The sequence below is a fragment of the Ruegeria sp. YTSA168 genome, from assembly GCF_059610045.1.
This window is the reverse complement of sequence record NZ_JBXWMW010000009.1, coordinates 55489-80127: the sequence shown is the minus strand read 5'-3', so window position 1 is coordinate 80127 and position 24639 is coordinate 55489. Positions and strand designations below refer to the sequence as shown.

At 58.2% G+C, this 24639-nt stretch carries 30 protein-coding genes and 1 other RNA gene; 18 read left to right on the top strand and 13 right to left on the bottom strand.

Annotation, left to right across the window (positions count from 1 at the left end; all coding sequences use genetic code 11):
* Window positions 1-3 precede the first annotated feature (3 nt).
* Complete coding sequence (gene hisN, locus AC2FFE_RS15530; RefSeq protein ID WP_496819510.1) at window positions 4-795, bottom strand: histidinol-phosphatase; 792 nt, start codon at window positions 793-795, stop codon at window positions 4-6.
* Window positions 796-845: 50 nt separating this feature from the next.
* Complete coding sequence (locus tag AC2FFE_RS15525) at window positions 846-1217, bottom strand: helix-turn-helix domain-containing protein (protein ID WP_170531851.1); 372 nt, start codon at window positions 1215-1217, stop codon at window positions 846-848.
* Between the two features lie 320 nt (window positions 1218-1537).
* On the opposite strand from AC2FFE_RS15525, the gene AC2FFE_RS15520 reads away from it, so the two are divergent.
* A complete protein-coding gene (locus AC2FFE_RS15520) occupies window positions 1538-2494 on the top strand; it encodes an NADPH:quinone oxidoreductase family protein (RefSeq protein WP_496847061.1) in 957 nt (318 codons plus the stop codon).
* A 6-nt stretch (window positions 2495-2500) separates the two neighbouring features.
* Here the strand turns inward: AC2FFE_RS15520 and AC2FFE_RS15515 are convergent, their stop codons facing one another.
* A complete protein-coding gene (locus AC2FFE_RS15515; protein ID WP_496819512.1) occupies window positions 2501-3382 on the bottom strand; it encodes a LysR family transcriptional regulator in 882 nt (293 codons plus the stop codon).
* A 127-nt stretch (window positions 3383-3509) separates the two neighbouring features.
* On the opposite strand from AC2FFE_RS15515, the gene AC2FFE_RS15510 reads away from it, so the two are divergent.
* Together AC2FFE_RS15510 and AC2FFE_RS15505 are read left to right on the top strand one after the other, a co-directional pair.
* Window positions 3510-3719 (top strand): DUF1127 domain-containing protein, encoded by a 210-nt coding sequence (locus tag AC2FFE_RS15510; RefSeq protein ID WP_496847060.1) that lies wholly within the window; start codon window positions 3510-3512, stop codon window positions 3717-3719.
* A gap of 183 nt (window positions 3720-3902) precedes the next feature.
* Window positions 3903-4682, top strand: coding sequence for a Bax inhibitor-1/YccA family protein (locus AC2FFE_RS15505; RefSeq protein ID WP_496819514.1), 780 nt, complete (start codon window positions 3903-3905; stop codon window positions 4680-4682).
* Between the two features lie 130 nt (window positions 4683-4812).
* On the opposite strand, the gene AC2FFE_RS15500 is transcribed toward AC2FFE_RS15505, so the two are convergent.
* From AC2FFE_RS15500 to gatC, 8 genes are all read right to left on the bottom strand, one after another.
* Complete coding sequence (locus AC2FFE_RS15500; RefSeq protein ID WP_496819515.1) at window positions 4813-5319, bottom strand: hypothetical protein; 507 nt, start codon at window positions 5317-5319, stop codon at window positions 4813-4815.
* A gap of 207 nt (window positions 5320-5526) precedes the next feature.
* Window positions 5527-5694 carry a 50S ribosomal protein L33 gene (gene rpmG / locus AC2FFE_RS15495; protein ID WP_005630270.1) on the bottom strand — a complete coding sequence of 56 codons (168 nt, stop codon included), beginning with the start codon at window positions 5692-5694 and terminating at the stop codon, window positions 5527-5529.
* 125 nt (window positions 5695-5819) lie between these two features.
* Window positions 5820-6527, bottom strand: a complete 708-nt coding sequence (locus AC2FFE_RS15490) for a DUF533 domain-containing protein (protein WP_496819517.1) — start codon at window positions 6525-6527, stop codon at window positions 5820-5822.
* 118 nt (window positions 6528-6645) lie between these two features.
* An RNA gene (gene rnpB / locus AC2FFE_RS15485) (RNase P RNA component class A) lies at window positions 6646-7045 on the bottom strand.
* 123 nt (window positions 7046-7168) lie between these two features.
* Window positions 7169-7855 (bottom strand): N-acetylmuramoyl-L-alanine amidase, encoded by a 687-nt coding sequence (locus AC2FFE_RS15480; protein ID WP_496847059.1) that lies wholly within the window; start codon window positions 7853-7855, stop codon window positions 7169-7171.
* Window positions 7839-8543 (bottom strand): hypothetical protein, encoded by a 705-nt coding sequence (locus AC2FFE_RS15475; RefSeq protein WP_496819519.1) that lies wholly within the window; start codon window positions 8541-8543, stop codon window positions 7839-7841. The genes AC2FFE_RS15480 and AC2FFE_RS15475 overlap by 17 nt, the downstream gene beginning before the upstream one ends.
* Window positions 8544-8581: 38 nt before the next feature.
* Entirely contained in the window at window positions 8582-10069 is a 1488-nt protein-coding gene (gene gatA, locus AC2FFE_RS15470; RefSeq protein ID WP_496847058.1) for an Asp-tRNA(Asn)/Glu-tRNA(Gln) amidotransferase subunit GatA, read from the bottom strand.
* Between the two features lie 3 nt (window positions 10070-10072).
* Window positions 10073-10360, bottom strand: a complete 288-nt coding sequence (gatC, locus tag AC2FFE_RS15465; RefSeq protein ID WP_170325838.1) for an Asp-tRNA(Asn)/Glu-tRNA(Gln) amidotransferase subunit GatC — start codon at window positions 10358-10360, stop codon at window positions 10073-10075.
* Between the two features lie 229 nt (window positions 10361-10589).
* Between gatC and AC2FFE_RS15460 the strand changes: the two genes are divergently transcribed.
* The 3 genes from AC2FFE_RS15460 to AC2FFE_RS15450 all read left to right on the top strand — a co-directional run bounded on the left by AC2FFE_RS15460 (window position 10590) and on the right by AC2FFE_RS15450 (window position 12249).
* Window positions 10590-10748, top strand: coding sequence for a hypothetical protein (locus AC2FFE_RS15460; RefSeq protein ID WP_170531829.1), 159 nt, complete (start codon window positions 10590-10592; stop codon window positions 10746-10748).
* Window positions 10749-10902: 154 nt separating this feature from the next.
* The gene (locus AC2FFE_RS15455; RefSeq protein WP_496819521.1) at window positions 10903-11466 is read left to right on the top strand and encodes a DUF4202 domain-containing protein; all 564 of its coding nucleotides are present in this window, start codon (window positions 10903-10905) and stop codon (window positions 11464-11466) included.
* A 153-nt stretch (window positions 11467-11619) separates the two neighbouring features.
* Entirely contained in the window at window positions 11620-12249 is a 630-nt protein-coding gene (locus tag AC2FFE_RS15450) for an SGNH/GDSL hydrolase family protein (RefSeq protein ID WP_496819522.1), read from the top strand.
* Here AC2FFE_RS15450 and AC2FFE_RS15445 read toward each other — a convergent pair.
* The gene (locus tag AC2FFE_RS15445) at window positions 12230-12907 is read right to left on the bottom strand and encodes a ceramidase domain-containing protein (RefSeq protein WP_496819523.1); all 678 of its coding nucleotides are present in this window, start codon (window positions 12905-12907) and stop codon (window positions 12230-12232) included. The genes AC2FFE_RS15450 and AC2FFE_RS15445 overlap by 20 nt on opposite strands.
* A gap of 59 nt (window positions 12908-12966) precedes the next feature.
* Here AC2FFE_RS15445 and AC2FFE_RS15440 point away from each other — a divergent pair, with 59 nt between their 5' ends.
* Window positions 12967-13659 (top strand): metal-dependent hydrolase, encoded by a 693-nt coding sequence (locus AC2FFE_RS15440; protein ID WP_496819524.1) that lies wholly within the window; start codon window positions 12967-12969, stop codon window positions 13657-13659.
* On the top strand, window positions 13659-14825 hold the full coding sequence (locus AC2FFE_RS15435; RefSeq protein WP_496819525.1) for a M24 family metallopeptidase: 1167 nt from the start codon (window positions 13659-13661) through the stop codon (window positions 14823-14825). Before AC2FFE_RS15440 ends, AC2FFE_RS15435 begins: the two co-directional genes overlap by 1 nt.
* Here the strand turns inward: AC2FFE_RS15435 and AC2FFE_RS15430 are convergent.
* Window positions 14822-15274: a nucleoside deaminase gene (locus AC2FFE_RS15430; RefSeq protein WP_496847057.1), complete on the bottom strand. Its 453-nt coding sequence runs from the start codon at window positions 15272-15274 to the stop codon at window positions 14822-14824. The two genes, AC2FFE_RS15435 and AC2FFE_RS15430, sit on opposite strands and share 4 nt — an antisense overlap.
* Window positions 15275-15335: 61 nt before the next feature.
* Here AC2FFE_RS15430 and AC2FFE_RS15425 point away from each other — a divergent pair, with 61 nt between their 5' ends.
* The 10 genes from AC2FFE_RS15425 (at window position 15336) to AC2FFE_RS15380 (ending at window position 24535) form a co-directional block, all read left to right on the top strand.
* A complete protein-coding gene (locus AC2FFE_RS15425) occupies window positions 15336-16151 on the top strand; it encodes a pseudouridine synthase (protein ID WP_496847056.1) in 816 nt (271 codons plus the stop codon).
* A gap of 174 nt (window positions 16152-16325) precedes the next feature.
* Window positions 16326-17240: a 5-bromo-4-chloroindolyl phosphate hydrolysis family protein gene (locus AC2FFE_RS15420; RefSeq protein WP_480827790.1), complete on the top strand. Its 915-nt coding sequence runs from the start codon at window positions 16326-16328 to the stop codon at window positions 17238-17240.
* Window positions 17241-17270: 30 nt separating this feature from the next.
* Complete coding sequence (locus AC2FFE_RS15415) at window positions 17271-18461, top strand: toxic anion resistance protein (RefSeq protein WP_496847055.1); 1191 nt, start codon at window positions 17271-17273, stop codon at window positions 18459-18461.
* 29 nt (window positions 18462-18490) lie between these two features.
* Entirely contained in the window at window positions 18491-19429 is a 939-nt protein-coding gene (locus AC2FFE_RS15410) for a DUF2927 domain-containing protein (protein WP_496819562.1), read from the top strand.
* 25 nt (window positions 19430-19454) lie between these two features.
* A complete protein-coding gene (locus AC2FFE_RS15405) occupies window positions 19455-20603 on the top strand; it encodes an SPFH domain-containing protein (RefSeq protein WP_496819530.1) in 1149 nt (382 codons plus the stop codon).
* A gap of 3 nt (window positions 20604-20606) precedes the next feature.
* Window positions 20607-21146, top strand: coding sequence for a hypothetical protein (locus AC2FFE_RS15400; protein ID WP_496819531.1), 540 nt, complete (start codon window positions 20607-20609; stop codon window positions 21144-21146).
* Window positions 21143-22231 (top strand): TFIIB-type zinc finger domain-containing protein, encoded by a 1089-nt coding sequence (locus tag AC2FFE_RS15395; protein ID WP_496819532.1) that lies wholly within the window; start codon window positions 21143-21145, stop codon window positions 22229-22231. Before AC2FFE_RS15400 ends, AC2FFE_RS15395 begins: the two co-directional genes overlap by 4 nt.
* A gap of 67 nt (window positions 22232-22298) precedes the next feature.
* Complete coding sequence (locus AC2FFE_RS15390; RefSeq protein WP_496819533.1) at window positions 22299-22967, top strand: nitroreductase; 669 nt, start codon at window positions 22299-22301, stop codon at window positions 22965-22967.
* A gap of 27 nt (window positions 22968-22994) precedes the next feature.
* Window positions 22995-23432, top strand: a complete 438-nt coding sequence (gene dtd, locus AC2FFE_RS15385) for a D-aminoacyl-tRNA deacylase (protein ID WP_496819534.1) — start codon at window positions 22995-22997, stop codon at window positions 23430-23432.
* The gene (locus tag AC2FFE_RS15380; protein WP_496819535.1) at window positions 23432-24535 is read left to right on the top strand and encodes a DUF4147 domain-containing protein; all 1104 of its coding nucleotides are present in this window, start codon (window positions 23432-23434) and stop codon (window positions 24533-24535) included. Before dtd ends, AC2FFE_RS15380 begins: the two co-directional genes overlap by 1 nt.
* Window positions 24536-24639 lie beyond the last annotated feature (104 nt).

Below are 24639 nucleotides of genomic sequence, written 5' to 3'. Positions count from 1 at the left end.
GGTTTAGTAGTTGCGCAGAATGCTCAGTGCGGCTGCGTGAATCTCTGCATTGGCAGCTGCAAGGGCACGTCCGCCATTATGCGCGGGCCCGCCCTGCCAATCCGTTACAATGCCGCCGGCGGCCTCAATCACTGCAATAGGGGCCTGAATGTCATAGGAATTCAACCCGGCCTCGATCACCAGATCCGCCTGCCCTGCCGCGAGCAGCGCGTAGGCATAGCAATCCATGCCATAGCGCGTCAGTTGAACCTGTTTTGACACAGCTTCGAACCCGGCGCGATCTTCCGAGGTGCCGACCTCGGGGAAGGTTGTGAACAGGGTGGCCTGGTCGAGCGTTTTTACTGAGCGTGTCGCCAACTTGGATATGCCCAAGGGGCCGGTCAACTGCGCAATCTCGGACGATCCTCTGAACCTTTCGCCGATATAGGGTTGATCGATCACCCCCAGCTCCGGGCCTTCTGAGGTGCTGAGCGCGATCAAAACGCCCCAGGTCGGTGTGCCGCTGACAAATCCACGCGTTCCGTCGATTGGGTCCAGAACCCAAACGCGACCGCTTTGACCTTCGGTCTGTCCGTATTCTTCGCCCAGAATACCGTCATCCGGGCGAAGGCGCTGCAACACCTCGCGCATTGCTTTTTCAGCCGCGCGATCTGCGATGGTCACGGGATCAAAGCCGCCTTCCAGCTTGTTATCGGTTTCAAGATCGTGTTGGCGAAAATGCGGAAGAATGGCCGCGCGTGCCGCGTCGGCCATTTCTTCGGCAACATCCATATCGGTCAGATGGGTCTGGTGCATGGGCCACTGGTGCGGCCAACGCCCGTCAAAGTCAAGCGCGCGCGATCAGATCACGCAACGTCGCTCAGAACCCGTGCCAATTCGAACAGACGGCGGCGCTGATTTTCCGGGATTGCATAGTAAGAGCGCACCAGATCCAGCGCTTCCTTGTCCCCCATCAGGTCCGCAGGCACAGATTTCTTTTCATCTGCGCTTTTCTGAACCTCTTCCAACCCTTCAAAGAAAAAGCTGACGGGAACATCCAATGCCTCGGCAATGTCCCAAAGGCGGGAAGCACTGATTCGGTTGGCACCGGTTTCGTATTTTTGGATCTGTTGAAACTTGATACCAACTTGCTGCGCCAATTGCTGTTGGGTCATCCCAATCAGCCAGCGGCGATGCCGAACGCGCTTGCCCACATGGACATCGACGTGATGAGTCATTGGTATTCTCCTCTAGTACACAAACATCTGTTCGGGATTGCGCGACGTCCGATATCGCAAAGCTAGAGAACGGAATTTAACCATTCCCTAATGCGGATCGTGCCTCCCCCGATTACAGCACTAGCTGCCTTTATTGCTTTTTTTTGATCATTTTTCAAGATGGTTGAGTCACGTAATCGGAACGATGGTTTATGGTTGTGCCACTGATTAGCCCAAGCCGCGAACACCGCGTCACTTTCCGGGGTAAGCCAGGTGCCCAATATCATTGACAAGCCCTGCGCAAAACGCACCTATGCCCCGCACAAGGGGATGATCAGACCATGCAGGCATTTCATATTCAATCCGCAGGTGAGCAGGCCAAGCTGTGTCGGATCAACATACCGAATCCCTCCTCGGGTCAGGTACGCGTTGCGATCAAGGCCTGCGGGCTGAATTTTGCCGACCTTCTGATGCAGAAAGGGACGTATCAGGACACGCCTACCCCCCCGTTCACATTGGGGATGGAGGTTGCGGGCATCATCGATGCCGTGGGGGCCGATGTAAGCGGCATCAGCATTGGTGACCGCGTGGCCGTCTATTCAGGTCAAGACGGGCTGGCTGAATTCGGGGTTTTCGATGCTGCACGGGTGATATCATTGCCTGAAACGATCAACTTCGAAGAGGCGGCGGCGATACAGATCGCGTATGGAACCAGCCATCTCGCACTGGATCATCGCGCCAGGTTGCAGCCGGGTGAAACCTTACTGGTTACCGGCGCGGCCGGTGGGGTTGGCCTGACGGCGGTCGAGATCGGCAAGCTGATGGGGGCGACCGTGATCGCGCAGGCTCGCGGGACCGAGAAACTGGCCGTTGCCAAAGCTGCGGGTGCAGATCACCTCATCGACGCCTCAGAAGATCTACGGGACGCGGTCAAAGCGCTGGGTGGCGCGGATGTCGTCTATGACGCAATTGGCGGCGACGTATTCAAAGCGGCCTTTCGGGCTACGAACCCCGAAGGGCGTTTGCTGCCCATCGGGTTTGCTGGTGGAGAGGTTTCGCAAATCCCCGCCAATCATCTTCTGGTCAAGAACCTGACAGTGATTGGTTTCTATATTGGCGGTTATCTGGCCTTCCGACCCGAGATCGTAAGGGACAGTTTCAACACGCTGTTTCGCTGGCACGGCGAAGGCAAGATCAAGCCTCATATCAGCCACATCTTGCCCTTGTCCGAGGTTGCCCATGGAATGCAACTGCTGAAAGAGCGCAAATCCACCGGCAAGATCGTGATCACAATTTGAGCGCCCCTACCCGGCGACCGCGCGCAGCGGGCTGCCCCCGAGCAGGCGGAAATTCTGACGGACCAGATGCGCCAGAGCGTCGACAACCGGGTCACGCCCTTCATTGCCGCCATAGAGGTTGATCATATGAGCAGGCAGTTCCGGAAGTACGCCACCCGACTCGATCTGTTCCAGATGTGCAGCCTCGGTCCCGTCGAGCATTGCGTGAACGGCCAAATCGGCGCTGACGGTGGCTTCGATGGTTCGGTCATTCTCGGTTTCCACCGACAATTCCCACGGGATGCCTGCCGCGTCCAGCGCCGCGATCACTTGCGGACGGAACAAGCAGCGGCGACCCAGCGCCAAAGGCAGCGGACGCTTTCGCCAGGCAGAGCCGCCCTGCGCGCCGATCCAGCGCAGCGGCAATTCTGCAATCGTCTCGGACCCATCAACGGGTGTGGGCTCGGTCGTCAGGATCACGTCACATTCGCCGCGCTTGAGCATATCCTTTAACTGTAAGGAATAGGACGACACCAGTTGCACCCGAACACGCGGGAAGTCGGTGTTGAACCGCTGTAGAACACGCGGAATAGCTGGGTAGACAATGTCGTGCGGCACGCCCAGCACCACTTCACCCTCGAACGCCTGATCGGTCAGTTTCGAGATCACCTCGTCATTCAGCGCGATCATGCGACGCGCATAGGTCAGTAACTGTTCGCCCGAGGCAGTAAGCGCGATCGTGCGCCCACTGCGATCCAGCAATTCAAGATCCAGCAGTTCCTCCAGCCGCTTCAGCTGCATCGAAACCGCAGATTGGGTCAGATGCAAAAAACCAGCTGCGCGGGTAACGCCGCCCTGATCCGCAACCGCCATGAACGAACGCAGGGTGGTAATGTCCAGATTTCGCATCTTCACGATCCCTTATGCATCTCATCAAAAATATTCGTTTTTATAATATGACATGTTTTGCCATATTCATCAAGGAAGTTGATTGATTTCACGAAAACCATCGAGAAACACAGAAAGGACAATGGATATGACCCAAATTGCACTCAAACAAACCTGTCATACCACCAATCGCCCTCTGACATCGCTGATCTGGAACATGTTTGCCGTAACGCGTCAGCGCCGCAGGCTTGCTAAGCTGGACAATGCCGCGCTGCAAGACATCGGGATTACACGTGAAGAAGCCATGGAAGAAGCGCGCCGCTACTTTTGGGATGCCCCGAACTACTGGAAAAGATGACTCGCATGCTCATGTTTTTAAGGCGATAGGTGACACTGGGTTGCCTATCGCCTTTTTTGTTGCGTGTTTTAGTCGGTTTTCCGCCGGAAACTCTTGAATTACAGCCCCTAGTTGCCGATATTTGATGGGAAACCGCCCCGCCTAGTCGGGGCGTAGTAACACGAGCTTAAGGGAGACCCTTTGATGGCACAATTCGACACGGTCCGGACGGTATCCGGCGCGCGCGCCGCCGAGATTGATCAGGGCCTGCGCGCCCACATGAACAAAGTCTACGGAACAATGTCCGTGGGCATGCTGATCACGGCATTGGCCGCCTGGGCGATTGCCGGGCTTGCGGTTACCAGCGACCCATCAAATGCTGTGGCACAAATCGGCGCTGACCGTTACCTGACCAGCCTGGGCGGAACTCTGTTCCTGTCACCGCTGAAATGGGTGGTCATGTTTGCACCGCTGGCCTTCCTGTTCTTTGGCTGGGGCGCCCTTATGCGTCGAGGTTCTGCTGCGGCAGTTCAGCTGGGCTTCTTCATCTTTGCGGCCGTGATGGGCGTATCGATGAGCTCGATCTTCATGATCTATACACCCTATTCGATCACCCAGACCTTCTTGGTTACCGCGATCGCGTTTGCAGGTCTTAGCCTCTATGGCTACACCACCAAGCGGAACCTCAGCGGCATGGGCACCTTCCTGATGATGGGTGTGATCGGCCTGATCGTGGCAATGGTCATCAATATGTTCCTGCAATCGGGTGTGATGATGCTGGCAATCTCGGCCATCGGCATCCTGATCTTCGCTGGTCTGACCGCGTTCTACACGCAGGACATCAAGAACACTTATGTCGCACATGCTGCACATGGTGATCAGGAATGGCTGGACAAAGCCGCCTTTGATGGGGCGCTGAGCCTGTATATCTCGTTCCTGAACATGTTCCAGTTCCTGCTGATGTTCATGGGACAACAGGAATAGAGCTCCGCAGAAAAACACATACAGATGGGCCGGTCATATGACCGGCCCTTTTCTTTTGTCCAAAGCCCGCTTCCCAAAATAAAACCCCCGCAAAGTAGCGGGGGTTTGGGATAGCAGATTATGAGCTGTGTTAGCTGCAGTTCAGTGGAACGGCGAATCCAGAACTGCGGCTAGACGATCCTTTGCCGAAAACATCACCGGCGGCCAGGCAGCCTGTGAAGCGTTCAGTCTCGTTGCCAAAGACTGCACCGATCGAATTGTCCACCCGTGTCGCGCTGTTGCGGGTACGTAGAACACCATAGACGGTGCCGTTCACATCAACCGTGCTGAGGAAAAGATCGGTATCGCTGCCGGACAATTGCACCGCGTTACCGGGATTCGTCCCCGCATTGTCGATGGCCACCCGCGCCTTTTTGATGGGGTCAACCTGATCGCTGATCACAGCGATGGTTGGCAGTTCGGCCAGCTCAGCCGGAACATTCGTCGCAGGCGGGACAAAGGCGACCGCACCGGGAACGTCAGAGATGGTGCGGGGCTCACCATCGATTCCAGTAAACCCAACACCTTGGCGGTTAAAGGGATCTTCGCAGGCCGCAAGGGCCAGAACGACGGTTGTGGATAACAAGATTTTTTTCATGGCGCTCAACATTTTGTGGCGGTTTGCTGAACCGTACTTGCAGGGTTTGGTAAAAAGCAAGCCGCAGGCAAAACGATTGGCCCCAAGCCTGATGCGTCGCTGCAACGGCCCGTTGACCGACCGGATCGCAGTATTGCTCGTCACCTGGCAAGAAAAAAGGCTCTGCCAATGCAGAGCCTTTCCCGAAAGTCTTAATAGAACGGCAGATTACTTGATCTTGCCTTCCTTGTACTCGACATGCTTGCGAGCGACCGGGTCGTATTTACGCACGGTCATTTTCTCGGTCATGGTGCGCGCGTTTTTCTTGGTCACGTAGAAGTGGCCCGTGCCCGCGGTCGAGTTCAGACGGATCTTGATTGTCGTCGGCTTCGCCATGGTTATCTCCTGCGTCCGAAAAGGCAGGGCCCTTCGGTTGAATTCCTATGAGCGTGCGCTTTTACGCTGTGCACCGCCCATGTCAAGACCAATCACACCTGCAATGCGCAGGTTTCGTTGCTGACCTAACGAGGCAAGGTCGGTGCGCCCATATAGGTGTGAATTTGATCCCGTTCTGCATCTGACAGGCCCAATGCGGTTGCCAATTGAAGCAGGTAGGATGCCTCACGTTCGTTATCCAAACGAATCGCGGCCAAAGAGGTCGCGTAGATCTGAGCCTTGAGTGGCGCCCCCACATCTGCAGCAAGTCCCATGACATCAATCGGCGCTTCCATCTGGTCAAGGACAAAGGCGCGTTCCTCGTCGCTGATGTCATCACCCAATTCGCCGATGATTGTTTGCTTCTCCTGCTCGTCAAGCTCTCCGTCTGCTTTGGCGGCCTGGATCATGGCGCGCAGCATTAGTTTGGCCTGCTCCTCCATCGCAGCCCCGGCCGGCGTGCCGCTGAGCACTGTTTCCATCATAGTGGCAGTTTGCTGGCCGCTGGTTTTAGCTGCGCCCTGCATCGCGTTGAGCAAACCGCCTAAGCCCGCAGCCCCGGCCGCACCGCCACCAAGGCCCATCTTGCCAATCATGTCCTGCAGCCCCGATGCGCCGCCCGGCATGCCAAACTGCTCGGCCATTTTGCCAAGCTGATCCATGCCAAAACCACCGCCAGTGCCTTGCATCATATTTTGCAGGCCGGCCATGCCGCCCATTTCCTTGTATTTTTCCATGCCCTTTGCCGCCGCAAAACCAACCGCTACAGATGCCAGTGTTTTTAGGAAACTCATACCGCTCCTCCCGGGTTCACAAAATCTATGTGCGACAGGATAGCAGCAGACGGGTTCCAAAAATACTGGCTGTGTGGCTGTGGGCGGATCGCTACTTAGCTGTCGGGTAATTCGAGATACGCGCGGAGGGCCTGTAAGCCGGATCTTGTTCCGGGGTTGCCCCCTTCGATGACCATTCCTCTAGGCCGCGCATTGCTGCACGGCTCAAGCTGCCAACCCGGTCCCTCTGGGCCAAGACGTGCTTAGCGGCGGTATCGGCTTGCGCCGACCGGCCCGCGCGGGGACCCTATTTGGCATTGCTCCCGGTGGGGCTTGCCGTGCCGCCCCTGTTGCCAGGGGCGCGGTGGGCTCTTACCCCACCGTTTCACCCTTACCTTTGACCGAAGCCGCAGGCGGTCTGATTTCTGTGGCGCTTTCCGTCGGGTTGCCCCGCCCGGGCGTTACCCGGCACCGTTGTCTTGTGGAGTCCGGACTTTCCTCTCGGGCCTTGCGACCCCAGCGGCCATCCGGCCCTCCGCGCTTGGGCTGGGTAGGCCGTGGGCCCAGCGGCGTCAAGGGTGGATAGGCAGTGAAGGGGCCAGCCCCTTCTTGGTCTGCAGCCAATTCATCCCCGGGATAATTTTGGCCAGATGAAGAGTAGATCAGGTCCAGAGCGCGGCATGACCAAGCGGCGTGAAATCTGCTGGGCAAAGCGGGCCTTTTCCCCAGGGTCTATACCTGAGACGAATGGCAGCGAGGAGGGTTTCGTCGTCAACATCTGCAGTGAAACCGGCACTGCGCGCCAGATCTCGGAAGATCTCGGCAGGCGCATCTGCGGGTCCCGGATCACGTCCACGTCGCGCCGCAAGATATTGCCGTTCCAGTCGCAGCCAATCGAACCGGGGGCCAGGGTCAATTTTTCGGCCCGGGGCCATGTCAGAATGGCCAATGACTCCCTCAGGCCGGATCGGCCAGCGGGTCAGGATGCCCCTCATCAGGCTTTCCAGCGCACTCATCTGAGGGTTGGAAAATGGGTGTGAGCCGGTGTTATCCAGTTCAATCCCGATGGACCGCGAATTGATGTCATCTTGCCCGTGCCACTCTCCTGCCCCGGCATGCCACGCGCGTTCTTCTTCACGTACCAGTTGCCAAAGCGCCCCGTCATTGCCGATCAGGTAATGCGCCGAGACCTCAGTGCTGGGGTCACAGAGCCGTTCCAGCGCAGCTTCTGCGCTGTCCATCGCGGTATAGTGCAAGACGATCAGAGTTGGGTTCAGCCCATCCCGGCGGGCACCGAAATTCGGCGACGGGTGCCAGATCGGCGTTTGTGAATCAGTTGCTGACGGCACTGCGGAACGGGCTGGGATCCCAGTTGCAGGCAAAGCCATCCCCGTCCGGGTCCAGCCCCTTGCGGTCGCGCTGTGGGCCACCACTGGTCAGGAATTCGATCTGTGCCTGATCTGCCGACGGGAACCCGGCGCAATTGCGTTGCGCCTTGGCTTGCAGGTTAAAGCCCGCCCGGCTGTATAGCTGGGTTCCAACAGGGTTCGTAGTGCTGAGCGCGTATTGCACGATATTGGGTTGGCCATCTGCGCCGCGTTCGGGCACTGCGGTTGGCGCAACGACCTCATAGGTCTCGCGGTTTTGCTCAATCCGTGCGGCGTCAGATTCAATGCTGCGACGGCCCGAGACGGCTGCAAAATCCTGCTCATCTGAGATCGCCGGATTGCCGGGTGTCGGGGCGAGCTGTGTTGCCTGGCCAGAGGTGGTGGCCAGCGCAGCGGCGGCCTGATTGGCGATATCCGCATTTGCGCCCGTAGCGGCCGATTGCGGTAAAGCCGAACCCGGAGCGCCTAAGGGCTGTTGTGAGACATCGGCCGGGGCAAGCAACGGGTTGCCGACAGCCCCCTGCCCGGCCAACTGCGCCTCACGCTGGGCCTGATAGGCTGGCGTGTTAAATCCCGTTCCCTGCACCGGCGCGACCGTATCGCAACCCGCGATAAGGGCGATGACAGGAACCAAAGCAAAAACACGCATTCAACCGCTCCGTTACTTGTGATCAGACAGCCCGAGACTTACCACCATTTCGCGGGCTTTGCCACAAACCCGGCGGCGTTTTCCAGCGCATAGGCGGTGTTGAGCAGGTCGCCTTCATCCCAAGGCCGACCGATCAATTGCAGCCCCAGCGGAAGCCCTTGTTTGTCAAGCCCTGCGGGCACTGAGATGCCTGGCAGACCGGCAAGGTTCACGGTCACGGTAAAGACGTCGTTCAAGTACATTTGAACAGGATCGGCCTCGGTCATCTCGCCCAGACCGAAGGAGGCGGATGGGGTGGCCGGGGTCAGGATTGCGTCGATGCCTGCGGCGAACACATCCTCGAAGTCTTTCTTGATCAGGGTACGGACCTTGCGGGCGCGGTTGTAATAGGCGTCGTAGAAGCCAGCCGACAGAACATAGGTTCCGATCATCACGCGGCGCTGAACCTCGGGGCCGAAGCCTTCGGCGCGGGTTTTTTCGTACATTTCGGTGATGCCGTCGCCCTGTGCCAGCTGCGCGCGGCGGCCATAGCGGACACCATCGTAACGGGCGAGGTTCGAGGACGCCTCGGCCGGGGCAATCACATAATAGGCAGGCAGCGCGTATTTGGTGTGAGGTAGCGAGATGTCGACGATCTCGGCTCCTGCATCTTTCAGCATCGCCGCACCGTCGGCCCACAGCTTTTCGATTTCGGCGGGCATACCCTCCATGCGGTATTCTTTCGGGATGCCGATCTTCTTGCCTTTGATGTCGCCGGTCAGCATGGCCTCGAAATTTGGAACGGCCAGCTCAGCGCTGGTCGAATCCTTCGGGTCGTGGCCGCACATCGCCTCAAGCATGATCGCCGCATCGCGCACATTCTTGGTCATCGGTCCGGCCTGATCCAGAGAGGACGCAAACGCAACGACGCCCCAGCGCGAGCAGCGCCCATAGGTCGGTTTGATACCTGTGATGCCAACAAAGGCGGCGGGCTGGCGGATCGAGCCGCCGGTATCTGTGCCGGTTGCGGCCAAACACAGGTCCGCAGAAACGGCGGACGCCGAGCCACCGGATGACCCCCCCGGTGTCAACTGCGCGTCGTCGTTGCCGCGCCGCCAGGGGCTGACTGCATTGCCGTAAATGGACGTTTCGTTGGATGAGCCCATGGCGAATTCATCCATGTTCAGCTTGCCCAGCATCACGGCTCCGGCGTCGGCCAGTTGCTGCGATACGGTGGATTCGTATTCCGGCTTGAACCCGTCCAGAATTCTTGAGGCCGCCTGCGAGGGCACGCCTTTGGTGCAGAACAGGTCCTTAATACCAATCGGCAAGCCACACATGGCTGGTGCGTCGCCGCCCTTAATCCGCTCATCCGCCGCCTTGGCGCGTTCCAGCGCGATCTCGGGGGTTTTGTGGACAAAGGCGTTCAGCGCACCAGCCTCATCAATGGCCTTTAGGCAGGATTCGGTCAGCTCCACCGAGGTCACATCACCCTTGCGCAGCGCGTCACGGGCATCGGCAAGGCCCAGTTTGTTCAGATCGCTCATGACTTACTCCACCACTTTGGGGACTGCGAAGAACCCTTCACGGGCATCAGGCGCGTTGGCCAGAACCTTGTCCTGCTGGTTTCCATCGGTGACCACATCCTCACGACGTTTCAGGCGCATCGGCTCGACCGAAACCATCGGCTCGACGCCTTCGACATCCACTTCGTTCAGTTGTTCGATGAACCCAAGGATGGTGTTGAACTCGGATGCCAGCGCAGGCAGCGCGTCATCCTCGACCTTGATACGGGCCAGTTTCGCCACCTTGGCGGCGGTGCTTTGGTCAATCGACATCGGAAAACCTCATATGCGTTAGGGGGGCATTTACCTGTCTGTCGCCGCAGTCGCAAGGCCAGTGGCACATGTATGAAACAAGTTTGCGGTGCCAGATTTCACCACCCATTCGCTGGTGAATAGCCGGTATGCACAAAAGTAAACTAGTTAGTTCACTTCGCGCCTTGAAATACTAAACTGTACTGTTCATTTTATCCTTTGTGAAACGACACAAACCTGGAGACAGAACATGAAAAGCCTCATCACTGCCGTTACGTTGTCCGCCTCTCTTCTGGCCGCACCGGCCATGGCGATGGGCATCAGTTCACTGAACCTGACTCGTGATCTGACCTTCCCCACCCCTATCACCGAGCCGGTCACTCAAGATCAGGTCAAACCGGGCAAGTAAGCAGATCACCTGCCCCTCTGCCGGGTCAGAATTCCCCCCTCATCTGACCCGGCCATGACAGAATTGGGTGCTGCATATATTGTGGCATCTCGCTACGGTGGCTTATCAACACGGTGTGGATCGCCAAGATCCGCAAAAGCCAACGGAGTAAAACATGAGCGCGCGCAAACAAGCGGTTCTGGATGCCATTGACGCGGCCAATGCACATGATCCCAATATCAAAGATGGCCAGCCCGAAGCTTTGCTGTATGGCAAACGCATGAGTGCCGAGATGGAGCGGCTGTTTCCTGACGCCTCGGACGCGCTTCAGATTGCAGCGCGCGGTCAGCATATCGAACGCTGGAAACTGGCCCGAAGCGAATATCCAGAGGGTCGCGCCGGATATCTGGCCTGGCGCAAGGCGCAAGGTGCACACCATGCGGATGTGGTGATGGCTCTGATGACCCAAGGCGGGTACGGCGAAGCAGAGGTTGACGCCGCAGGCCGCATGTTGCGCAAGCAGGGCATCAAACGCGATGCCGAAGTGCAGGCACTGGAAGATGTGATATGCTTTGTCTTTCTAAAATGGTACTTCCAGCCATTCGCAGGCAAGCACTCCCCGGACAAAATCCAGAGCATTGTCGAAAAGACCGCGCGCAAAATGTCACCCGAAGGGCGCGCCCGGGTTTTAGTTGAGTTTGACCTGCCCGAGCATCTGGCCGCCGCTTTTCAGGTTTGATACGGGCATTTCGATGTTTCTAGTCTGATTAATGGTGCGTTAACCAAATGGGGGCCCAATAGTCCCTGGCGAAATTCAAACTCCGGGTCAGAAATGTCCAGAAATCTGTGTCTTGTCATCGGCGTCCTGTTTTCTTTGGTCGGATGCCAGGAAATGCCTGCCAGCAAACCTGACGCCAAAATCATCGCCGTCGGCGATTCGCTGATGGCGTGGAACTCTCCCTCGGGCTCATCAATCCCCGATGTTATCGAAGAAACGATTGGTGCCCCGGTCGTTGACCGCACGGTGTCTGCGGCTTGGCTGCAAACACAATTTGACCCGGATGGCGAACCTGAATCCGGAGTTCAGGCACAATATGTCGAAGGGGACTGGTCCTGGGCTGTTGTAAATGGCGGCGGTAACGACCTGATGCTGGGGTGCGGATGCACACGCTGTGATGGGGTGCTGGATAACATGATCTCTGCTGATGGTCAGCATGGTCAAATCCCGCAGTTCCTGCGCCAGATTCGGGCGACCGGCACCCGCGTGGTTTATGTCGGTTACCTGCGCAGCCCCAATTTGATCACCCCGATCGAACATTGCAAAGCCGAAGGGGATGAGTTTGAGGCTCGTATTGCCAAACTGGCGCAGCGGGATGAGGGCATCACTTTCGTCTCATCCCAGGATGTGGCGCAGCCCGGCGATGCCTCATATTTCTCATTTGACCTGATTCACCCATCGCGCAAATCCAGCCGGATCATCGGTCAGCGCATTGCAGCCGTTATCAAAGCGCAGGGTATTTGATGGCGCCCGCTCGCATGCGGATCAAAACCCTGCGATAGGCCTCAATCATCCAGCCGAGCATGGTGGCGTTCAGGATATGCCACATAAAATGCGTACCTGTCGGGAATTGTGAACAGACCGGCTGATCCAAAGAGCGGAACGTAATCGATAGGATCAGAATGCATGCGCCAATTGTCATATCTCTGGCAAACTGTGGTTGCCGGTCGCGCAAAAGATACGCGTAGATCAGGATCAACATGGGCACCGGCGCATAAGCTGCAGAACTGCCAAGACCGGGCACCCACCGGAACACAGGGATCGTCGCCGCTGCGTAGGGGACAAACAGAATGGTCCCGCCCAGCGCATATCCCCATGGCATGTGCCAAATGTTTTTGTTTACGGCAAAGATATAGATCAAGATGAACAGCAGGATCGGCGTGACATCGGCAACGGCCGCCCAGACCTGCGCATGGGTATGAAACAAATAGCTGCCGACCCCGATAACCCCAAGCACCAGAATCAGCCCCATAGCAAGCGGCATGTCCTGGCCGCGCACCCGCCGCCACATGATAAAGGCCGAGATCAGAAAGGCCGCATTGGTGATCGCATTGATCGGCTCGGCCCAATAAGCGGCTGACAGTCTTTCACAATAGCTGTCGATTTCCTGCATCCAATCCATAGAATTTTACATAGCGGATGCTAGGCTGATGCCAATAGGCATCATTGGAGGATTTTAGCATGAACATCATTTGGTTGGGACATGGTAGTTTTCGCATCGAAATCGGCGGTCAGGTGCTGCTGATCGATCCTTGGCTAACGGGCAACCCGATCTTGGCTGAGGATCAACACGATGCCGCTCTGGACGGGGCGACGCATATCCTGCTGACCCACACGCATTTCGACCATGTGGCGGACGTGTTGCCCCTGGCCAAACACCTGAACGCCCCGGTGGTCGGCCAGTATGATTTGATGGGCTATTGGGCCGAAGCCGAAGGGATCGAAACCATCGGGTTCAACAAAGGCGGAACCGTCAACCTGAACGGGGTAAAGGTCACCATGGTTCCCGCCTCGCACAGTTCCACGTTCTCCACGCCTGACGGCCTGCGGACCGGCGGCAGCGAGGTTGGCTTTATGATCGCCGCTGAAGGACACATGCTTTATGTTTCGGGCGATACAGACATCATGGCGGACATGGACTGGATGGGCGATTACTACAAACCCGATATCGGTATCATGTCGGCAGGAGGGCATTTTACAATGGACATGAAGGCGACCGCTTACGCCGCCAAGCGGTATTTCAACTTCAAGACGGTGATCCCCTGCCACTACAAGACCTTCCCGATCCTGGAACAATCCGCGCAAGTGCTTGTGGACGGGTTGCCCGGGGTCGATGTGATCGAACCCGAGGTTATGCAGGCGATCGTTCTCTGATGCCGGCCTCAGATTTCAGCGCGCAGGAATATGCGGACCGTTTGACCAAGACCCGCGCAGCGATGGCGCAGCGCGGGATTGAGACCTTGCTGATCACTGATCCATCGAACATGGCTTGGCTGACTGGCTATGACGGGTGGAGCTTTTATGTGCCCCAAATGGTGGTTCTGCCTGCAAAAGGTGCGCCCCTTTGGTGGGGACGCACACAGGACAAGGCGGGGGCAGCCCAGACCACATGGCTGGACCCGGCTGATCTGTTGGACTGGCCCGAAGAACATGTGCAGCATCCCGAACACCATCCAGTCGACGCGCTTGTTCTAGCGCTGCGCGAACGGGGGTGGACCACCGGGCTGGGGGTTGAGATGGACAACTACTACTACTCGGCCGCCAGCCACTGCATTCTTGAACGCGCCTTTGGCGAACTGATCGACGCCACCAGCCTTGTGAACTGGCAGCGCGCGGTCAAAAGTGACGCCGAAATCTCGATGATGCGCAAGGCAGGTCAGTTGACGGCGCATATGCACGAAGTACTACGCGCGGCGTTTCGCGAAGGTCTACCCAAACACCAACTGGTTGCCGAAGTTCAAGCGGCAGGCATTGCCGGGCTGCCCGGTTTGGCTGGGGACTACCCCGCGATTGTGCCAATTGCGCCGTCGGGTCGCGAAGCCTCGGCCTCGCATATCACCTGGAACGACAGGCCTTTGGCACGTGGCGAGGCAACCTATTTCGAAATCTCTGGCTGCTATCGCCGTTACCATTGCCCGGCCAGCCGTAGCCTGTTTCTGGGTAACCCGCCAGACGATATTCGCAGGGCCGAAGCGGCGGTTCTGACCGCAATCGATACCACTTTGTCCGCCGCACGCCCCGGTGCCACATGCGAGGAAATCGCCGCCTGTGTCTATGACAGCTTTGCCCGTGCCGGATATGAGAAGGGCAACCGCACCGGCTATCCCATCGGGCTCAGCTATCCGCCGGATTGGGGCGAACGCACCATGAGTCTACGACCCGGCGATACAACGGAACTGAAGGAAAACATGACGTTTCACTTGATGCCAGGTCTATGGACACCAGATTGGGGTTTGGCGATTACCGAAAGTTTTGTCGTGACCCCAAATGGCGGGCAATCACTGGCTGATATCCCGCGCGAGATGGTGGTGAAGCCTTAGCCGCGTTGAGCCGCGAAGAAGCTTCTCAGCAATTCGGCAGCCTCTTCAGCGGCGATGCCGTCATAGATTTCGGGCTGGTGATGGGCCTGCGGATGCGAAAATATGCGCGCACCGTGGGCAACGCCACCTGATTTCGGATCGGACGCGCCATAATAAATGCGCCGGATACGGGCCGCGGCCAATGCGGCAGCACACATGGCGCAGGGTTCCAGCGTGACATAAAGATCATGCCCTGACAGCCGTTCTGACCCAGATTCGGCGCAGGCTGCGCGCAAGGCCAGTATTTCGGCATGGGCAGTCGGGTCGTTCAACTCTCGCGTTCGGTTGCCTGCCGCAGCAACAACCTGACCATCGGGCGAGACGATGACGGCCCCAACCGGAACCTCGCCCCGTTCGGCGGCTGCGCGCGCCTCGTCCAGCGCCATGTCCATATGTGATTTGAACACCATGCCCCTGACTGCCTCAGAAACCTGCCTTTCGCAAGCGAACGCGATGAGGTATGGCCGGACCATGAACAATCCCCCCCCTCCCGGCGACCGGATCGCCAAAGTGCTGGCCCGTGCAGGCGTCGCCTCGCGGCGCGAGGCTGAACGCATGATCGAAGCAGGCCGCGTTGCGGTCAATGGCAAGGTGATCGACAGTCCCGCCCTGAATGTGACCGCCAAAGACAAGATTATTGTCGACGGCAAACCGGTTTCTGAACCCGAACCTTCCCGCCTGTGGCTCTATCACAAGCCGACCGGCCTGGTGACAACGACCAAGGACGAAAAAGGCCGCGCGACGATCTTTGATGAACTGCCCGAGGATATGCCGCGTGTGATGTCCGTGGGTCGACTGGACCTGAACTCGGAAGGCCTGTTGCTGCTGACCAATGACGGCGGCATCAAGCGCAAGCTGGAACTGCCTTCAACCGGGTGGCTGCGCAAATACCGCGTGCGGGTCAACGGACGCCCCAAGGAAGAAGATTTTGCCCCCCTACGCAAGGGGCTCGTGATCGACGGAGAGCGGTTCCAGCCCATGACCGTGTCGCTGGATCGCCAGCAAGGTGCGAATGCCTGGCTGACCATCGGTCTGCGCGAAGGCAAGAACCGAGAGATTCGCCGCGCAATCGAGGATATCGGTTTCACTGTAAACCGCCTGCTCCGCGTCTCTTATGGCCCCTTCCAGCTGGGTGACCTGAAACCCGGCCAGGTTGAAGAGGTCCGCCGCCGTGTTATGCGTGACCAACTGGGGCTGGATGGGGGTGCTAAACCCGAGGGCACCGCCAAACGCGCTGCTCGCCCGCAACGCAAACGGCCTGCAATCGGCAAGAAACCCCGCAAGTGATGCGGGTTTAGCAACCTTCCCCCTAGCGCCAAGCCTGCGTATCCCCTAGATTTTCTGGGAACGCTGCGATTTGGGGGGCTGAATGTCCGGGAGCGGAGTGCAAAAACTGGCCTATGCGGCCCTTCTGGTGCTGTTGTTCGGCGTCTGCACCGGGCTGCTGGGAGGGCTGTAGCCATGGCCAAACGGTTTGGCGGCAAATATAGCCCGCAGGGCGGGTCTGAGCCAGATGGTTCACCGCCGCGCGGCCAATTTGATGGCGCGCGTGTCGAACCTGCGGGTGCGCGTGCCAACGTTCTGTTCATTCCAGCAATCCCATTGGTCTTTTTGTCGCTGAATGACGGTGCAATTGGCATGACCATGGGCCTTGTGGCGGCCGGTATGTTGACAGCTGCTGCTTTTTTTCTGCGTGAAGGACTGCGAGCCGAAGCCGCCTATAACGCACGCAAAACCGCCCGCCGGCCCGCCTTTCCGCGCAAGATCTTTGCCAGCATACTGACCGGTCTCGGCACCGCGCTGGCCGCTTATCGGAGCGAGTATCTGGATGCCGAGGCCGTTGGCCATGCCAGCCTTCTGGCACCCGTGTTGTTCGGCACGGCGGCCACTGTATTGCATTCAGTCTCCTTTGGCTTTGATCCGCTGAAGAACAAAGGCATGGAAGGCATCGACACATTTCAGCAAGACCGCGTGGCCCGCGTGGTTGATGATGCCGAAAAGCACCTGACCCAGATGACCGATGCGATCAAACGCGCCGGTGATCGCCGGATCGAGGCCCGCGTCGAACGGTTTCAGGACACCGCCCGCGATCTGTTCCGCACGGTCGAAGAAGACCCACGCGATCTGGCTGGTGCCCGCAAATACCTGACCGTGTATCTACAAGGTGCCCGCGACGCGACTGTGAAGTTTGCCGATGTCTATGCCCGCACGCGGGACGGGCAGGCCCTGGCCGACTATTCGGCTCTGCTGGATGATCTGGAACAGAATTTCGCCGCGCGCACGCGCAAAATGCTATTGGATGACCGCAGTGATCTGACGGTCGAAATTGACGTGTTGCGCGACAGGCTGCAGCGCGAAGGCGTCCGGTTGGACTGACCGGCCACACAGTAAGCGAGGAACATCCCCATGTCCGATGAGATCAAGAGCAAGGCGGTCGAAGCCGAAACCCTGGTACAGGAAGTCACAGCCGTGGCCCTGCCGGAACCAAAGACCGAGCTTGTTTCGCTGGAAGAGGCCGACGAACCGGTCGGCGCGGAGATTCGCAAACGCATGGGCGAAATCGATATGGATGACACCAACTCGATCGTGTCCTTCGGATCATCCGCACAGGCAGAGTTGCAGGAAATCAGTCAGGCCATGCTGGCCGATGTGCGCAACAAGGATGTGGGCCCCGCCGGGGACAGCCTGCGCAACATCGTGACCACAATCCGGGGCTTCTCGGTCAGCGAGCTGGACGTGCGTCGCGAACGCAGCTGGTGGGAGAAACTGCTGGGCAAGGCCGCGCCTTTTGCCAAGTTCACCGCACAATACGAAGAGGTTCAAAGCCAGATCGACCGCATTACGGACAATCTGCTGAGCCACGAACATACGCTGCTCAAAGACATCAAATCACTGGACCTGCTGTATGAAAAGACGCTGAATTTCTATGACGAGTTGGCCCTTTACATCGCGGCGGGTGAAGAGAAGCTGACCGAGCTTGATAGTCATGACATTCCTGAAAAGGAAGCCGAGGTTCAGGCCGCGCCCGAGGACGAACAGGTGATGAAGGCGCAGGAACTGCGTGATCTGCGCGCCGCGCGTGACGATCTTGAACGCCGGGTACATGACCTGAAACTGACCCGTCAGGTGACAATGCAGTCGCTGCCATCGATCCGCTTGGTTCAGGAGAACGACAAATCGCTGGTCACCAAGATCAACTCGACCTTGGTGAACACCGTCCCCCTCTGGGAAACCCAGTTGGCACAGGCCGTCACCATTCAACGCAGCGCCGAAGCTGCGGCTGCGGTGCGGGACGCCAATGATCTGACCAACGAGCTTCTGACCGCAAACGCCGCCAATCTGCGCGAAAGCAACAAGATGATCCGCCAAGAGATGGAGCGTGGTGTCTTTGATATCGAGGCCGTCAAACAGGCCAATGCCGATCTGATCGGAACGATCAATGAAAGCCTTGCTATTGCCGATGAAGGCAAAGCCAAGCGCGCGGCAGCCGAGGAAGAACTTAAAAAGATGGAAGCCGAACTGCGCGACACGCTCGCTGCTGCCAAAGCCCGGCGCGATGGAACCGGCGACAACGCCGGAACGGCCGTTCCAGGATAAGGCAGGCAGGGGTGCGGCCTTTGAGCCATATGAAGCTGGGCCTCGGGGTCGCTGCGCTGCTGGCACTGGTCGGGTGTGAAGAGACTCTTGCGCCCTCGGCCGCGCCGGAACCACGCCCAGTGCCCCCGCCGCCGGCAGCCAATGCCTATGTGCCGCCGTCTGCCGCCAGTCAGGATCTTGCGCGTTTCTATGAACGTATCGAGCGCGACTTGTTGGCACGCGGCTTGTTGCGAACTGATGGGGGTGGCCCCGATACGCCGTATGATGCAGGGGATCTGGAACGTAACTTCGAGGCGATCGCATTCTACAGCGAATACCCAAACCACAGTATTTCAATCGGATCGCGCCAGACCGACGGGCAGCTCAGCCGTTGGGTTGGCCCCGTTCGCATTCAAACCGAGTTTGGACCGTCGATCCTGCCAGCCACACGCCAGAAAGATGCCGCAGACGTGCAATCTTATTCGGCGCGATTGGCGCGGCTCACCGGGCATTCGATTTCGATCGTCACCCGCAAGCCCAATTTCCACGTATTCTTCGCTGGCAAGGATGACAGCGCCTATGTGGTGTCACGCCTCAGGCAATTGATCCCGAATATCAGTCAAGCCTCGCTTGATCTGGTGGCGAACCCGCGTTCGAATTTCGATTGTTTCGTCTTTGCCTCGGCGAATACGTCATCGCCGAACAAATATGTGCGGGCGGTTACCCTGATACGGTCCGAGCTGCCCGATCTGGTGCGGCTCAGTTGTATCCATGAAGAGATTGCGCAAGGTCTGGGCCTTTCAAATGACAGCCCCGCCGCGCGCCCGTCGATCTTTAATGACGATGACGAGTTCGCACTGCTGACAAGTCATGATGAGAAACTGCTGCAAATGCTTTACGATCCGCGCCTCAAGCCCGGTGTGTCGGTCGATCAGGCCCGCCCCGTGGTGCGGATCATTGCGCGTGAACTGATGGGTCAGCCGCTCTGACCCCCAAAAAGACAGGAGACCCCAAATGGGAATTTTCGATTTTCTGACCGGAGAGTTCATTGATGTCATCCATTGGGTGGATGACACCCGCGACACGATGGTCTGGCGGTTCGAGCGTGAGGGGCACGAGATTAAATACGGTGCCAAGCTGACCGTGCGCGAAGGACAAGCGGCCGTGTTTGTGCACGAGGGGCAATTGGCCGATGTGTTCACGCCGGGCCTTTACATGCTTGAAACCAACAACATGCCGATCCTGACAACGCTTCAGCATTGGGATCACGGCTTTCAATCTCCGTTCAAGTCCGAGGTCTATTTCGTCAACACAACGCGGTTCAACGACCTGAAGTGGGGTACGAAAAACCCGATCATGCTGCGCGACCCCGAGTTTGGGCCAACGCGCATCCGGGCTTATGGCACCTATACGGTGCGGGTTAAGGACCCGGCGAAGTTTCTGGTCGAGATCGTCGGCACCGATGGTGAATTCACCATGGATGAAATCAGCTTTCAGATCCGCAACATCATCGTGCAGGAATTCAGCCGTGTGATCGCAGGATCGGGCATACCGGTGCTGGACATGGCCGCCAATACCGCCGATCTGGGCAAGCTGATCGCGGCTGAAGTGTCTCCGGTGCTGGACAGCTACGGGTTGGAAATGCCTGAGTTCTACATTGAGAACATCTCTCTGCCGCCTGCCGTTGAAGCCGCGTTGGACAAGCGGACCTCGATGGGGTTGGCTGGTGATCTGGGTAAATTCACCCAGTATTCGGCAGCCGAGGCTATGACGGCAGCGGCCCATAATCCCGGTCAGGGCGGCGGCATGGGCGCTGGTCTTGGCATGGGCATGGGTATGGCTATGGCGCAGCAAATGGCAAACATGGCAGCGGGCCAGCCGAGCGGCCCGTGGGGATCGTCCGCCCCCGCTGCCCCACAACCGGCGGCACAGATGGCCCCGCCACCCCCACCCCCGGTTGAGCATGTGTGGCATATTGCATTGGATGGTCAGACAAGCGGGCCGTTTTCCAAGGCCAAGATGGGACGCATGGCCGCCGAAGGCGAGTTGACGCGCGACACTCATGTCTGGACCGCCGGGCAGGACGGCTGGAAGAAAGCCGGAGAGGTTCAGGAACTGGCGCAGTTGTTTACCATTTTGCCGCCACCTCCACCGGGCGCATAAACTATGGTGGTTGAAGCTGAACCAGCCCCATACTCACAACGAGATATACGACGAGCAGTCAATCTGAGTGCATTTCTTGGATGGATCATTGTTATTTGTCTGCCATTTGGTTTGACTGTCCGCACAAATGGTTTCGACGCATCGCTGAAATCTTGGTTGATGTTGTTTGTTCTACTTGGTGTCCCGTTCGCCTTCCTCGTGGCATGGCTTTTTGTGTCCCCCGCTTTGCGCGCGGTGATGCGTCGGCGCATTAGCTATATGCGTGCGGCCAAGTGGGGCACATGTATCGGCTTTGGCCTAGTGACCTTGAGCATCTCGGTCGGACGGTTTCTGGGATGGCTCCAATCAAAGAACCCGAATTTCGATTCTACACGCGGGGGCATCGGATCGGTTCAATCCGTTGACGGTATCCTGACATCCTATGGATGGTGGATTTTAGCGCAGAACTCAGGACTATTTATCTTAGCCTGCATACTCATTGCTCTTGTAGTGCGCTGGCAGATCGGGCCAGGTACCCATTCCGTTGTTGAGACGAACGAATGACCGAAGAACACCGCTTCCCCTGCGCCCAATGTGGCGCGGATTATCGGTTCAGTCCGGGCGATGGCACGTTAACCTGTGATCACTGCGGGCATTCCGAGCCGATTGGCTCGGGGCCGTGGGGCGGCGCAAGCCTGCGTGAGCTGGACTTTGACGCCGCGATTGCGGATCGGCTGCCGGACAGCGAGATCGAAGAAACGCGGGTTCTGACCTGTTCCAACTGCGCTGCTCAGGTCGAGTTTGATCCGAACACCCATGCCGCCGAGTGCCCGTTCTGCGCGACACCCGTGGTCACGGATACCGGAGTGAACCGCCATATTAAACCAAAGGGTGTGCTCCCCTTTGCGTTGGATGAACGTACCGCCCAGAAGGCCATGAATGATTGGCTGGGCAAGCTGTGGTTTGCGCCGAACGGGTTACAGGAATACGCCCGCAAAGGACGCAAGATGCAGGGTATTTATGTGCCCTACTGGACCTTCGATGCGGATACTAAGTCCAACTATCGCGGTGAACGGGGCGTGGTCTATTATGAAACCCGCACTGTTATGCGCGATGGAAAACGGGTTCAGCAACAGGTGCCAAAGGTCCGCTGGACTCCGAAATCCGGGCGGGTTGCGCGGTTCTTTGACGATGTTCTGGTGCTGGCGTCTCATTCCCTACCCAAGACCTACACCGATGCGTTAGAGCCCTGGGACCTACCCGCCCTGGAGCCGTATCAACCCGAATATCTGGCCGGATTCCGGGCCGAGGCCTACACGGTTGAGTTGCGAGATGGGTACGCCGAAGCGCGCCAACATATGTCGCGGGTGATCGAACGGGATGTGCGTTTTGACATCGGCGGTGACCGCCAGCGTATCCATTCGGTTGACACTGATGTCAGGGATGTGACTTTCAAGCATATCCTGCTGCCGGTCTGGATGGCCGCCTATAAATACCGGGGTGAAACCTATCGTTTTGTCGTCAACGGGCGCACCGGACGGGTACAGGGCGAACGGCCCTGGTCTGCGGTCAAGATTGCGATTGCCGTTGGTTTGGGCCTGATCGTCGCGGCTGGTGTTGGGTATCTGGTGGCAACGGGTCAGCAGTAGGATCCCCCTTGCGCCTTCTCAGGGCTGCAGTCATCTTCGGCCGCAACTCTGCAGGGAGAACACGTTTATGACATTGTCCGCTTTGAATAATTTGCTCGAGCAGCGACATTCCTGCCGGGCCTTTCGCCCGAACCCAGTCCCTACGGAGCACATAGAGCAGATCGTAGCCAGCGCCTTACGCGTGCCCAGCTGGTGCAATGCGCAGCCCTGGCATTTGGTGATCACGCGCGGTGAGGAGACAGACCGCTTCCGGCATGCCTTGCAAAACGAGGTCGCGACAGGATCGCCCGCCCCCGATCTTCCCTTCCCGGCCTCGTATTCAGGCCCTTATCAGGATCGTCGCCGCGCCTGCGGTTGGGCTCTTTACGAGGCGGTTGGCGTCGAACGTGGCGACCGGGAAGGATCCGTCCGTCAAATGATGGAAAACTATTCGCTGTTCGGCGCACCCCATTGCGCGATCCTGTCCAGCCCGGCCGAGCTTGGCTCCTATGGCGCAATGGATTGCGGCGGGTTTGTCACTGCTTTCACGCTGGCAGCCGAAGCGCTTGGAATTGCTAGTATTCCTCAGGCAGCCGTTGCCGCTTACGCGCCGTTCCTGCATCGCTATTTCGATATCCCCGAAGATCGCCTGATCCTGTGTGCGCTCTCATTCGGATATTCCGACACAGACCACCCGGCCAACAGTTTTCGGACTGATCGTGCAGCTTTGAGTGACATTGTCGATTGGCGCGGTTAAACCCACTGAAAAACGGGGGAGGACGCTTTGCGCGCGCTTCTACAACGCATTTCACGGGCCCGCGTCTCAGTGGGCGGTGCGGTTGTCGGACAATCCGGTCCGGGGCTGATGATTCTGGTCTGCGCCATGCAGGGCGATACCCAAGATCATGCGGAAAAGTTGGCAGCAAAGATCGCCAAGCTGCGTATCTTTAGGGATGAGGCGGGCAAAATGAACCGCTCGATCCTTGATACTGGTGGGTCCGCTTTGGTGGTTAGTCAGTTCACGCTGGCCGCCGATACATCGCGCGGCAATCGCCCGGGCTTTGCCAACGCCGCCCCACCCGAGGATGGTGAGCGACTGTATCTTGCCTTCGCCCGATACCTGTCGTCGCACGGCGTTGCCGTCGAGACCGGGCAGTTTGGCGCGGATATGGCGGTAGAACTGGTCAATGACGGCCCGGTTACGATCTGGATGGAAAACTGATGATGCGCACTGAACAAGCAATCGAGTTTTGGAAGTCAGGTGTCGCAGCGGTTGATGGCTTCACAGCCACCAAGACTGCCCTGCCCGGTATCGCGCGACCAGATCGCATCCTTGCCGTTGGCAAACCCGCCGCTGCAATGGCGCGTGCGGCATTGGACCAGTTTGGCGGCGTGCCGACACTTGTCGTCACCAAAGATGATCATGGGCGCGATCTGCCAGTAGATGTCGAGGTGATCGAAGCCTCGCATCCTGTGCCGGATCAACGCAGCCTGAACGGTGGCCGCGCCTTGCGCGAAGCGGTTGAGGCGATGAAACCCGGTTCTCATCTATTGCTTCTGGTGTCGGGGGGCGCGTCGTCGCTGGCTGAAGATCTGGTGCCGGGAAAATCACTTGAAGACCTTGCCGCTCTGAACCGCCAACTGCTGGCTCAAGGGTTGGATATCGTGGCGATGAACGCTGAACGGCGGAAATTGTCGCGGGTCAAAGGGGGTGGGCTGCTGTCTCACTTCAACGGCGCGAAGGCCACAGTGCTGGCGATTTCGGATGTGCCCGGCGACGATTTGAATGTGATCGGGTCAGGCATCGGCGCCCTGCCCCCGGCCTATGAGTTCGACGCAACCATCCGCATCATCGCCTCAAACGCTCATGCCCGGGCTGCTGCGGCGAAGGCCGCACAATCAGCAGGCTTACGGTTGCTCGCAAATGAGGAAGCTCTGCATGATGATTATCTGACCATTGCGGCCCATGTGGGTTCGAAACTTCGCGGTATGGAAAGCGGTGCAATGGTGTTCGGTGGTGAGCCTACTGTTGTTTTGCCAGAATCCCCCGGTCGGGGGGGGCGCAATCAGGCCCTTGCCCTTGCGCTGGCCAAAGAAATCGCCGGGCTGGATGGGCTGACTGTTGTTGTGGGCGGAACAGACGGTACCGATGGTCCAACCAACGCGGCAGGCGGTGTGGTGACCGGAGCGACCTGGACAGATCGCGCCCAAGACGCCCTGACCTCAGCAGATAGTGGCACCTACCTGGAACAGGCCGACGCCCTATTGGTGACAGGACCAACCGGCACAAATGTAATGGACCTTATTGTCGCAATCCGCGACTGATTTGGCGTTTCTCATGCTAACTTATGTATTTCATGCGTCATCCTTGGTTCAGCTAAGCCGAACGGCACGGATGATACGTGTTCGAATGGCCAAAACCAAAGAAA